A 12060-nucleotide genomic window follows, 5' to 3' on the forward strand; every position below is an offset into this window, starting at 1 on the left:
AGGAGGCTGTACCCGCGCGGCGAAAACTCCTTCAGGAAACGGAGGAGAGCAGGGCCACCTTCGCCGGCTCGCTGCCTTCCTCGCGCTTGGCGGGAGGCGCCGCCACCGGGATCGGCTGCGGACGCACGGTCGGCGTGATCGTCGACGGCGCGCGGCCGTTGGCGACCTGCAGCAGGCGCTCGTGCTCGGCCATCACCTTGGCGGCGTAGCCGCCGTCGTCCTCGAGGTTGGCCGCGCCCACGTAGTAGCGCAGGCCGCCTTCGAGGGAGCCGGCGCGGGCGATGCATTCCTGCAGCACCTTCACGCCGACGCGCATGTTGGTCACGGGGTCGAACGCGGTGAGCGTGCCGCCCGCGCTTTCGTACTTGTCGCCGTGCACGCGGGTCATGACCTGCATCAGGCCCTGGGCGCCGACCTGGCTCTGGGCGAAGGGATTGAAGCTGGATTCGACGGCCATGATCGCGAGGATCAGGGTCGGGTCGATCTTCGTGCGCTTGCCGATGCCGTAGGCCTCGGCCACCAGCACGCTCAGCGGCTCGGCGGCCACGCGGTACTTCTTGCTCAGCCAGTAGGCCACGGCCGCCTGCTGCTTGGGCAGGTCGGCGGGGCTCGCGGCCGTGGTGCGCTCGATGGCGGTCGGCTCGAGGTCGGTGGCTTCGGGCGCGGGCTTGCGCGACTGCAGCCAGCCCATCAGTTCCTCTTCGCCGGTCTTGCGCAGGTCGGGCCGCGCCACCAGGGCGAGGGCCGCGAACACGATGGCCAGACCGACCAGTGCAAACCCGTTGTGGGTGATTTCAAAAAAGCCGTCTGCCACGTCGGACAGGAAAGTCCGTAGCCCGCGGGCCGTGACATCAAACGCCTTGTTCATCGCTCTTCCTTTCTGTGCGGCACCCGATTCGCAACGCCATCGAAGGCGAGGGATGAAGGCAGCGGCGCTTGGATTGGTACGAATCAGGCTCCGCGCAAGGAGTGTGGGGTTGGTTGGGAGCGCGGCGGCCTGATCAAGCCGGGGGAATTCGGCAGCGGATTCAGGTGGCCCCTCTGCGTCGGGCAGTCAGGGCAGCGCGGATTCTAGCGTGGCTAAATACCCGGTCAAGTATAAGTATTTGTTTTCTTATGCTAATAGTTGTTTAAAAAATGGCTCTCACCGAGGCGTTTCGGCTTAGGGGAAATCCCTTTGTAAAACACGTTTGCAATCGGAGGGAGCGACGCCTAATCTGGACGGGCCTGGCTTTTCAGGCGTTCTTCCGAGGCCCGGGAAACCCGAGGTGCAAGTCCGAGGGTTCGGCGGTCGAGGAGCCACGGTGGCAATCTCTTGCTGCCAGCACGGCGGGAACCATTGACTTCCCGTCGCGCGAATCGATGGCATGGGTTTTGGGCCCGCCATCAAGCCCGGTGACTAGACATTCCGTCGACTCACCGGGCTTTCTTCATCTGGGAGAACCGATGAAGACCTTTCTTCGGTAATTCTTCCGGGACGAGGCCTGCGTCCTTTCTGCGTACCTAGCGTCGGCGCATGTTTGCGGCACACTCCAGCGATGGACGTAGCTTCGATCAAACAGAACAAATGGGTGCGGCGTGGGATCGTCGCGTTGCTTGCGTTGCTGGCCATCTGGGTCATCGCCTGGCTGGCAGTGCCGCCGATCGCGAAGAGCCAGCTCCAGAAGATCGCGAGCGAGAAGCTCGGCCGCCAGGTCACCGTCGGCAAGATCGACTTCAAGCCCTGGACCCTCGAACTCACGCTGGACGACCTGCGCATTGCCACCGCCGATGGCAGCAAGCCGCAGGTGGCGGTCAACCGCATCTATGCCGACGCCGAGCTGCAGTCGATCTTCCGCCTCGCGCCGGTGATCGACGCCGTCACCATCGACGGCCCGGCCGTCCTGCTCACCCACCTGGCCGACGGCAAGTACGACATCGACGACATCCTGGCCAGGCTCGCGGCCGGCCCGCCGCCCGACCCGAACGCCAAGCCCGCGCGCTTCGCCATCTACAACATCGCGATCAATGGCGGCTCGGTCGACTTCGACGACCAGACCGTCAAGCGCAAGCACGAGCTGCGCGACTTCGTGCTCAAGGTGCCTTTCCTGAGCAACCTCGACTCCAAGCGCGACATCAACACCGAGCCCAAGCTCGCCTTCGCGCTCAACGGCAGCAAGTTCGACTCGGCCGCCTTCACCACGCCCTTCGCCGACAGCCGCAAGACCGACGCCCACGTGCAGTTCAAGGGGCTCGACCTGGTGCCGTACCTCGGCTACATCCCGGGCGGCCTGCCGGTGAAGCTGCAGGCGGGCAGCCTGGACGCCGACCTGAAGATCGGCTTCGAGCAGGCCGCCACTACCGGGCTGAAGATCACCGGCACGGTCGAGGCCCACACCACCAAGGTCGCCGACGCGCGCGGGCGCGACCTGCTGGCCTTCGAGTCGCTCAAGCTGGGGCTGGCCGACGTGCGTCCGCTGGAGTCGGTGTTCCATCTGAGCGAGGTGGCCCTGGCCAACCCTCAGCTCGCCGTGGCCCGCGACGCGGCCGGCAGGCTCAACCTGCTCGCGACCGACCCGGCGACCGGTGCGGCGGAGAAGGTCGCCCCGCCGCCCGCCGCGGCGGCTAGCGCGCCGGCGGCAGGCAAGCCCGCGCCGAAGCCGGCGCTGAAGGTGCAGGTGGACAAGGTGGCCCTGAACGGCGGCCGCATCGGCTGGCGCGACGAAACCGTCAACCCCGCCGCAGCCGTCGACCTGACCGACCTCGGCATCGACGTCGCGGGCGTCACCTGGCCGATGGAGAAGCCGGCCGAGTTCAGCGGCAGCACTGCCGTCGGCGGCGCCTCGCTCAAGTTCAAGGGCAGCGCCACCGACAAGGTGGCCGACGTGCAGACCGAGGTCGACGCGCTGCCGCTGTCGCTGGCCGCCCCCTATCTGGCACAGAGCCTCGAGCCCACGCTCGACGGCAAGCTCAGCGGCCAGATCGACATCGCCTGGGCCCAGCCCGACCTGAAGTTCAAGGCGCGCCGCGTTGCTGCCGACGGCCTGGCGCTGACCCAGGGCAAGACCGCGCTGGCCAGTGTCGGGCGCTTCGAGTTGGTCGACGCCGAGGCCGACATGACGAAGCACACGCTGAACGTGGCTTCGTTCACCGCGACCAACCCCAAGATCCGCGTGGAGCGCGACAGCGAGAAGCGCTGGATGTTCGAGCGCTGGCTCAAGACGCCCGCCGGCGGCAGCACGAAGGAGGCGGAGGCCAAGGTCGCCGCACCCAAGCCCGCGGCCGCCGAAACGCCGCAGCCCGGTGCCAACACCAAGCCCTGGGCGCTGACCGTCGGCACGCTGGCGGTCGACAACGGCGCGCTCTCTTATTCAGACAAGGCAGGCGCAACGCCGGTGACGGTCGAGGTCACGGCCTTCAAGCTGCACGCCCAGAAGCTCGCGCCCGAAACCAATACGACTTCGCCGCTGGAGGTTTCGGGCCGCATCGGTTCCGGGCGTTCCGACCCCGGCCGCTTCGACTACAAGGGCAACATCGTGCTCAAGCCGCTGGCGGCCGAGGGCAGGGTGGAGATCGCGTCCTTCCCCGCGCACGCCTTCAAGGCCTATTACGCCGATTCCCTCAATGTCGACATCCGCCGCGCCTTCGCGAGCTATCGCGGCACGGTGCGCTACGCGACGTCGCCGGGGGGCATGAGCGTCAAGCTGGCCGGCGACACCGCGCTGGACGACTTCCGCGCCAACAGCGTCTCGCTGACCCAGTCGCCCGGCTTCGACCGCAACAACAACCAGCTGCTGAGCTGGAAGACGCTGAGCCTGCGCGGCCTGCAGGTCAGCCTCGCGCCCAACGCGCCGCCGAACGTGGATGTGCGCGAAACCACGCTGACCGACTTCTTTGCCCGCGTGATCGTCGACCCCACCGGCCGGCTGAACCTGCTGAGCCTGACCAAGAAGGGCGAGGCCGAAGCGGCCGCTGCCGCAGCGGCAGCTGGCGAGGCCAGCACCCGCAAGGGCCCGGGCGGCACGACCACCACCACGGCAGCCAAGGCCTCGGCGCCGAAGGCCGCCGGCGGCAGGCCGATGTCGGCCGAGGAAATGGTCGGCGCGGCTCCCGAACCCGCCAAGCCGGCGGCGGCGGCAACCGCTGCCGCGCCGGCGGCCCCAGCCGATTCGGGGCCGGCGCCGGTCATCAACTTCGGCCCGATGAGCCTGGTCAACGGCAAGATCGACTTCACCGACCTGTTCGTCAAGCCCAACTACTCGGCCGACCTGAGCGAGCTGACCGGCAAGCTCAGCTCGTTCTCGTCGAACCCGCCCAAGGGCGAGAGCGGCCGGCCCGCGCTCGCCGACCTCGAGCTGCGCGGCAAGGCGCAGCAGACCGCGGCGCTGGAAATCACCGGCAAGCTCAACCCGCTGGCCAAGCCGCTCGAACTCGACATCACCGCCAGGATGCGCGACCTCGACCTGGCGCCGCTGTCGCCGTACTCGGTGCGCTACGCCGGCCACGGCATCGAGCGCGGCAAGATGAGCATGGACGTCAACTACAAGGTCGCGCCCGATGGCCAGCTCACCGCCACCAACAAGCTGGTGCTCAACCAGCTGCAGTTCGGCGACGAGGTGGCGGGGTCCACCAACAGCCTGCCGGTGAAACTGGCCGTGGCGCTGCTGGCCGACCGCAACGGCGTGATCGACGTCGACCTGCCGCTCAGCGGCTCGCTCAACGACCCGCAGTTCAGCGTCGGCCCGCTGATCTGGAAGGCCGTGGTCAACCTGGTCGTGAAGGCGGTGACGGCGCCGTTCAGCCTGCTCACGGGCGGCCTGGGCGGCGGCAGCGGCGAATCGAGCGCCATCACCTTCGAACCCGGCAGTTCCGAATTGAGCGCATCCGCCAGGGAAAGCCTGGACAAGGTCGCCAAGGCGCTGACCGACCGGCCCACGCTGCAGATGACGGTGGTGGGCACCTCCAGCCTCGAGAAGGAGCGCGATGCGTACCAGCGCCAGCGGGTGCGCCAGCTTGCCTATGCGGAGAAGCGCCGCGTCGCGGTGCGCGGCGGCCAGACCGGCACCGACGTGCCGCCCGTCACCGACGCCGAATACCCCGAGCTGCTGACCGCCGTGTACAAGCGCGCCGATATCACGAAGCCGCGCAACATCGTCGGCCTGGCGAAGGACCTGCCGCTGCAGGACATGGAAAAGCTGCTGTTCGCCAGCGTGCCCGTCGACGAGGAGTCGATGCGCCAGCTCGCCGTGGAGCGCGGCGCGGCGGTGCGCGACTACCTGCTTGCGAAGAAGCTGCCGAGCGAGCGGCTCTTCCTGGGCGCGGTGCGCACCAGCGCCAGCGGCAGCGACTGGAAGCCGGGCGCCGAGCTCAGCCTGACCATGAAGTAGGGCTGAACAGGCACGGCGCGGCGGCCCGATCCGTCGCGCCGACTTGGTTTTTTCCCAAGGCTTGCTATATATGTAGTCCGCCAGCTTCCCCGCCCACGACCCCGCCGAGCACCTCCGTTTCACGACGGAATTCAGTGGCCGGCCGCAAGTGGGTGAAAATGTCGATGTGCGCCGGCCTTTGCCGGCGCCTTCGCTTTCTCTACCAAGACAACGATTTCGCGCAGTGACCTCTACTCCTTCCAAGCCACACGACATTCAGGCCCTCGACACGCTGACCGGCGGCGCCTTCACCGCGCCGACCTCCGGCGAGCGCGCCGCGCGCATCCGCGACTGGCTCGCGGGCAACCCCGCGCCCGAGCAGATGCAGGAAGTCTTCAAGGAGCTGAGCGGGCGTGACAAGGGCGCCGCGCGCCTGCTGCGCGAAAAGCTCGACGAGCTCAAGCGCGCCAAGGGCCAGGAGGCGATCGCCGCCGAATGGGCCCAGAAGGCGCAAGCGCTGCTCGCCCAGTCCAAGCTCAACATCGCCGACGCGCTCGCCTGGCAGCGCGATGCCGCCAAGGCCGGGGCTCCGCTGTCGCGCGAGCCGCTGGCCGGCCTGAAGCTCAAGCTGTCGGAGCGCGTCAAGGGCATCGAAGACCTGCAGCACCGTGCGCAGGTGCATCGCGAAGCCGCAGTGCTGCTGGCGCAGCGCTTCGAGGTGCTGTCCACCAAGGGCTGGCAGGACGCCCAGGTCGCCGAGGAATCGCTGCGCGCCGATGTCACGCACTGGCAGCAGCAGGCTGCCGAGATCGTGGCCGATGCCAACTGGAACAGCCTCGACGCCAAGTTCGCGCCGCAGCTCGAATCGTCCAGGTCGCAACTGCTGGTGGTGTCCGACGCCTTCCACAGCGCGCTGGCCCAGGCCGTTGCCGCCGCCGCGGATGCCGCCGCGCCGCTGCCGCCTGTGCCCGTGTGGGCCGACGAGCTGCGCGCCGCGCGCGGTGAAGTCGTGGCGCCCAAGCCCGCTGCTCCCGCTCGCCCGGCTGCGCCCAAGGTCGACCCGGCCGTGCGCGCCGCCGCCCAGGAAGCCGTGCAGGCCGCGCTCGCCAAGCTCGAGCAGGAAACTGCCGAAGGCCACGGCAAGGCCAGCGCCGGCGCGGCCGCCGCGCTGCGCGCCGTGCTCAAGGAGCACGGCAAGCTGGTCGACGCACCGCTCGAAGCCCGCGTGCATGCCGCGCTGGTCGCCGCCGGCGAACTCGAAGGCTGGCAGCGCTGGAGCGCCGACAAGGTGCGCGAAGACCTGGTCGCCAAGGCCGAGGGCCTGCTCAAGCGCCCTGAAGGCCAGGCCCTCGGCGGCCGCAAGATGCAGGAAACGCTGCGCTCGCTGCGCGACCAGTGGAAGCAGGCCGACCAGGGCGGCGTGCCGAACCACGCGCTGTGGAAGCGCTTCGACGAAGCCTGCAACGAAGCCCACAAGGTGGTCGAGGCCTGGCTCGAGAAGGTCCGCGCCGACGCGGCCGAGCACCGCGCGCTGCGCGTCGCGCTGATCGAGGAGGTCAAGGCCTGGGCGGCCCAGCACGCCGGCGCCACCGACCTGAAGGCACACAACCGCGCGCTGCACCAGTTCGCTGACCGCTGGCGCGATGCCGGCCACGTGGGCGAGAAGGTGTTCGCCGAACTCCAGCCGCTGTGGAACGAAGCCTTCGGCGCCGCCCGTGCACCGTTCGAGACCGCGCAGAAGGCCAGCATCGAACGCCGCCAGGCCATGATCGCCGAGGCGACCGAACTCGGCGCGCAGCCGGTGCTGCGCATCGACGCCGTCAAGGCGCTGCAGCAGCGCTGGCAGGCCGAGGCGCAGACCGTGCCGCTCGACCGCCGCCAGGAGCAGAAGCTGTGGGACGCCTTCCGTGCCCCCATCGACGAAGCCTTCAACCGCAAGACCGCCGAGCGTGAAAAGGCCTCGGCTGCGATGAACGAGCACGACCGCAACGTGCTGGAGGCGTCCAAGGCGCTCGACGCGGCCAATGCCGGCGGCGATGCGCAGAAGATCCGCGCCGCCATCGCTCGCCTCGAAGGCGCGCTGCGTGGCGAGGCGCCGCCGCCCGCGCCCAAGGCCGACGGTCCGTCGGTCGGCGCGACCGAAGTCGTGGCGCCGGGGCAGGCGGCCGCCGAATTCAGCGAAAGCGCCGAACAGGCGCCGAGCCCGAGCGACGCGGAAGCATCGCCCGGCACGCCCGCCGAGGCCGCAGCTTCTGCGGCTTCGGCTGACCTCGTTGCACCCGCCGACGGCGCCGACGCTTCGGCCCGCACCGATGGCGCGGCGCACGACGCCGGCGAAGCCGCAGCCGTCGAAGCGCCGGCCGCAGCGCCGAAGGCCGCGCCCAAGCCCGTCGTGGCGATGCGCGGCGACGACCGCCCGAGCAGCAAGAAGGCCGAGCCGGCACCTGCCGCGCGCGGCGGTGCCGGCGGCCGCTTCGGCGACCGTCGCGATGGCGGCCGCCCCGGTGCCGGGGGCCCGGGGCGTCCTGGTGGTGATCGTGGCGGCGATCGCGGTGACCGTGGAGCCCCTCGTGGTGGCGACCGTGGCGCGCCCGGCGGCCGTTTCGGCGACCGCCCGCCGCGCGAAGATCGCGGACCGCGCCTGGGTGATGCAGCCTTCCGCGCGCAACGCGAGGCACTCGAACGCGCCGACATGGCGTTGCGCAAGCTTGCTGCGCAGGCGCACGGCGAAGCCCTGACGCAGGTGCTGGGCGCCTGGGAGCAGCGCGACGCCAGCCGTCTGCCGAGCATCCAGGAGCTGGGCCGCGCGGTCACGCCGGCAGTGCGCAGCGGCTGGTCGCAAGCCATCGGCTCCGCGCCCTCGGCTGCCGCGAACGACGCCGCCGAAGCGCTGCTGCGCCTCGAAATGGCCGCCGAAGTGCCGACGCCCGCCGAGCAACTCGAAGCGCGCCGTGCCCTGCAGCTCAAGCTGCTGACGAAGCGCGGCGACCCGGCGCCCGCCCAGACCTGGGGCCAGGATGCCGGCAAGGTGCTCGCCGCGGCGCACGACGCCGCCAGCGCACGGCGCCTGCAGAACGCGCTGAAGGCGCTGCTGCGCAAGTAGGGAGCAAGCGGCCTTTCCGGCCACGAAGAAGGCGCCCCGCGGGGCGCCTTCTTCTTTGGTGCAGTTGCGCAAGAGCCTTGCAGCCCGGGTTCAGACCTTCTCGCCGATGGCTGGCGTCTGCACTGCCGCAGCCTGCTCGGCCAGATAGCCGTCGCGGATCTTGCGGCGGATCAGCAGCCCGCCGATGCCCAGCAGCAGGGCGAGGGCGCCGACGATCAGCGTGCCCTTGTCGGTGGCGCTCGATGCCGCGGCCTTGTCCTTGACCTCCATGATCTTCTGAACGTCGGCCAGCGACACCACGGGCTTGCCCTTGAGCTTCACTTCGTAGACCAGGTTGTTGTCCGAGGGATCGACGCGCACTTCGACGGCTTCGTCGATCAGCGGCTCCAGCTTGCTGCGGCCGACCGCGTAATCGACGCGCCACTTCTCGGTGTTGCCGTCGGCCAGCCTGGCGTCGAGCACGAAGTAGCGGCGCGTGCTGCTGCCGCCGCGGCGGCGCTTGGTTGTTTCGGTGACTTCGCTGCCGCTGACGATCGTGCCGCTCTTCGCGACCAGGTCTTCGACGGCGGTGCCGTGCGTGTCCGAGCTGGCCTTGACCTGTGCATACGCTGCCCAGCCCAGGATGCCGATGCCGAACACCAGCGCGATCCACGCCTTGCCCGTGAGCTGATAGAACCAATCCCTCATGTTGTGTGCCTTTTTGGACGAGTTGATAACCCGTCGATGTTAAGGGTTGAATTGCTATCAAATAGATAGCTGATAACTGAGGCTGGACGTGCGTTCAGGGCCTTTTAGGCAGAAAGAATTCATCGAAGATCGCGAGCACTCCAGGGAAGTCGCGCGCGAAGTTCGGGCGGTTCACGAAGTAGGCCTCGCAGGCCACCGCGAAGAACTCGCTGATCGAGGTGGCGCCGTAGGCATCGAGCCACGGCGCTTCAGTGCCGAAGCGCTCGGCCTTGATGGTCTGCTCGCGGAAGTGGTCGTACGCGGGCTGCAGGACGGCCAGCCACGCCTGGCGCGCCGCGCGCGAACTGCGCTGGCCGGCGAAGCCCGGCGGCAGGGGCGGGCAGCCGTTGGCGTCGCCGCTGCGCATGTCGATCTTGTGGGCGAACTCGTGGATCACCACGTTGTAGCCGCGCTCGCTGGTGATGCTGCTGGCCAGCACGTCGTCCCAGCTCAGCATGACGGGGCCGCGCTCCATGGCCTCGCCGGCCACGACTTCGCCGTACTCGTGCACCACCTGCGCCTCGTCGATCACCTTGCGCCGCGCCACCACCTCGGAGCGGTGCACGACGATGCCGACGAAATCGTCGTACCAGTTCAGTCCGCCCTTGAGGTGCAGCACCGGCAGCACGGCCTGTGCCGCGATGGCCAGCGCCACCTCGTTGGTGATGGTGAAGCCCTTGGCGCCGTGGAATTCCTTGTCGCGCAGGAACCCGGCGGTGAGCGAGCGCAGCCGCTGCCGATCGGCTTCGGGCAGCGCGCCGAGGAAGGCGTAGCGCCGGAGCGTGGCCTGCCACGCGGCTTCGGGGATCGGGGGCAGGGCGCGCAGGCGGCGCAGCCACTTGAACATTGCTGGCGGCGGCGCGGCTAGCGCAGGTCGACGCGCTGCGCGCCGGCAGCCGAGAGGCACAGCAACTGCGCGCGCGGCGGGTGCGCGGCGGCGTCCCAGTCGCTCAGCACGATGCGGCGCAGGCCGCTGCCCAGGTCGTGGTCGGCCGGGCGGTGCGTGTGGCCGTGCACCAGCGCGTGGGCGTTGGCCTGCCGCAGCCAGTCGCGCGCGGCCGGCGTATCGACATCTGCCCAGACCATCGACGGATTGCGCTTGCGGTCTTCGCTCTGCACGCGCATGGAGCGCGCGAGCGCGCGGCGCTCTTCAAGCGGCCGGGCGAGGAACGCGGCCTGCCATTCGGGCGTGCGCACCTGCGCGCGGAATTTCAGGTACTCGGTGTCCTCGAGGCAAAGGATGTCGCCGTGGCTCAGCAGCCAGCGCTGGCCGTGCAGCACCAGCACGGTCGGGTCGTCGAGCAACGTGAGCCCGCATTGCGCGGCGAACGCGGGGCCGACGAGGAAGTCGCGGTTGCCGTGCATGAAGAACACGGGCATGCGCTGTGCGGTTCGGCGCAGGAGTTCGGCGCACTGGGCCTCGAAGCCTGGCTGCGTGGCGGAATCGTCGCCCACCCATACCTCGAACAGGTCGCCCAGGATGATGAGCGCGTCCGCCGGCGTGGTCTGCAGATAGCCCTGCCAGGCCTCGAAGGTGGCGGGCTCGCCGGCCTGCAGGTGCAGGTCGGAGATGAGGTCGACCGTGCGCCACGCGGGCGGCGCTACCAGCTCCGGGAAAGCTGGGTTCGCCGCCGTGCTCATGCTGCTGTCGCTGTCGCTGCCGCGAGTGCGTTGCGCCGGTTGCGGGTCATTCCGCGGTGACGACGGCCTTTTCGATCACGACGTCCTCGAGCGGCACGTCGTCATGGAAGCCCTTGCGGCCGGTCTTCACGGCCTTGATCTTGTCGACCACGTCGGTGCCGGCGATGACCTTGCCGAACACGGCATAGCCCCAGCCCTGGGCCGAGGGAGCGGTGTGGTTCAGGAAGCCGTTGTCGGCCACGTTGATGAAGAACTGGGCGGTGGCCGAGTGGGGCGCGCTGGTGCGGGCCATGGCCACGGTGTAGGTGTCGTTCTTCAGGCCGTTGTTGGCTTCGTTCTGGATCTCGGCGTCGGTGGGCTTTTGCTTCATGCCGGGTTCGAAGCCCCCGCCTTGCACCATGAAGCCGGGGATGACGCGGTGGAACACCGTGTTGTCGTAGTGGCCCTTCTTCACGTACGCGACGAAGTTCTCGACCGACTTCGGCGCCTTGGCGGCGTCGAGTTCGAGCGTGATCACGCCGAGGTTCTTGATGTGCAGTTCGACTTGGGGGTTGCTCATGATTGGGCTCCTGCTTGGGAAGGGAAAAACCGATTCGAAAACCGATCCGATTACTTCGCCACGACGGTGGCGGACTTGATGGTGACGGCCTCGAGCGGCACGTTCTGCATGCCGTTCTTGTTGCCGGTGGCCACCGCGCGGATCTTGTCGACCACGTCGGTGCCGGCGACGACCTTGCCGAACACGGTGTAGCCGTAGCCGTCGGGGTTGGGCGCGTTGAGCGAGTCGTTGTTCTTCACGTTGATGAAGAACTGCGAGGTCGCCGAATTGGGGTTGCCGGTGCGGGCCATGGCGATCGTGTACTTGTCGTTCTTCAGGCCGTTGCTCGCTTCCAGCGGAATGGGCGCGCGCGTAGGCTTTTGCTGCAGGTCGGCCGTGAAGCCGCCGCCCTGGATCATGAAGCCGTCGATCACGCGGTGGAATACCGTGCCGTCGTAGTGCTTGTCCTTGACGTACTGCAGGAAGTTCTCGACCGTCTTGGGTGCCTTTGCCTCGTCGAGCTCGACCACGATGTCGCCCGCCGACGTGGCGAGCTTGACGCGCGGCGTGGCCGCTTGCGCATGGGCGCCGGCGGCGAACGCGAATGCGGCGGCCAGCACTAGGGCGCCGCGGCGGCTGAAACGGGAGAAGGAGTTGATCGTCAAATGAGGCTCCGTGTGCGGATGGAGGAACGGTGCCGCGCCGTC

8 protein-coding genes are annotated in these 12060 nt (G+C 68.9%); 2 read left to right on the top strand and 6 right to left on the bottom strand.

What is annotated here, in order from left to right:
- Positions 1-31: 31 nt before the first annotated feature.
- Positions 32-868, bottom strand: a complete 837-nt coding sequence (locus tag EJP67_RS22050) for a lytic transglycosylase domain-containing protein (protein ID WP_126023851.1) — start codon at positions 866-868, stop codon at positions 32-34.
- 670 nt (positions 869-1538) lie between these two features.
- On the opposite strand from EJP67_RS22050, the gene EJP67_RS22055 reads away from it, so the two are divergent.
- Complete coding sequence (locus EJP67_RS22055) at positions 1539-5366, top strand: DUF748 domain-containing protein (RefSeq protein WP_126023852.1); 3828 nt, start codon at positions 1539-1541, stop codon at positions 5364-5366.
- 223 nt (positions 5367-5589) lie between these two features.
- Positions 5590-8448, top strand: a complete 2859-nt coding sequence (locus EJP67_RS22060) for a DUF349 domain-containing protein (RefSeq protein WP_126023853.1) — start codon at positions 5590-5592, stop codon at positions 8446-8448.
- 90 nt (positions 8449-8538) lie between these two features.
- On the opposite strand, the gene EJP67_RS22065 is transcribed toward EJP67_RS22060, so the two are convergent.
- From EJP67_RS22065 to EJP67_RS22085, 5 genes are all read right to left on the bottom strand, one after another.
- A complete protein-coding gene (locus tag EJP67_RS22065; protein WP_126023854.1) occupies positions 8539-9135 on the bottom strand; it encodes a hypothetical protein in 597 nt (198 codons plus the stop codon).
- Between the two features lie 94 nt (positions 9136-9229).
- Positions 9230-10021: a M90 family metallopeptidase gene (locus EJP67_RS22070; RefSeq protein ID WP_126023855.1), complete on the bottom strand. Its 792-nt coding sequence runs from the start codon at positions 10019-10021 to the stop codon at positions 9230-9232.
- A 17-nt stretch (positions 10022-10038) separates the two neighbouring features.
- Positions 10039-10815 (bottom strand): UDP-2,3-diacylglucosamine diphosphatase, encoded by a 777-nt coding sequence (locus EJP67_RS22075; RefSeq protein ID WP_126023856.1) that lies wholly within the window; start codon positions 10813-10815, stop codon positions 10039-10041.
- A 46-nt stretch (positions 10816-10861) separates the two neighbouring features.
- Entirely contained in the window at positions 10862-11374 is a 513-nt protein-coding gene (locus tag EJP67_RS22080) for a peptidylprolyl isomerase (protein WP_126023857.1), read from the bottom strand.
- 50 nt (positions 11375-11424) lie between these two features.
- Positions 11425-12018 carry a peptidylprolyl isomerase gene (locus EJP67_RS22085; RefSeq protein ID WP_126023858.1) on the bottom strand — a complete coding sequence of 198 codons (594 nt, stop codon included), beginning with the start codon at positions 12016-12018 and terminating at the stop codon, positions 11425-11427.
- Between the last annotated feature and the right edge of the window lie 42 nt (positions 12019-12060).

The organism is Variovorax guangxiensis, from assembly GCF_003952165.1.
Classification (GTDB): domain Bacteria; phylum Pseudomonadota; class Gammaproteobacteria; order Burkholderiales; family Burkholderiaceae_C; genus Variovorax; species Variovorax guangxiensis.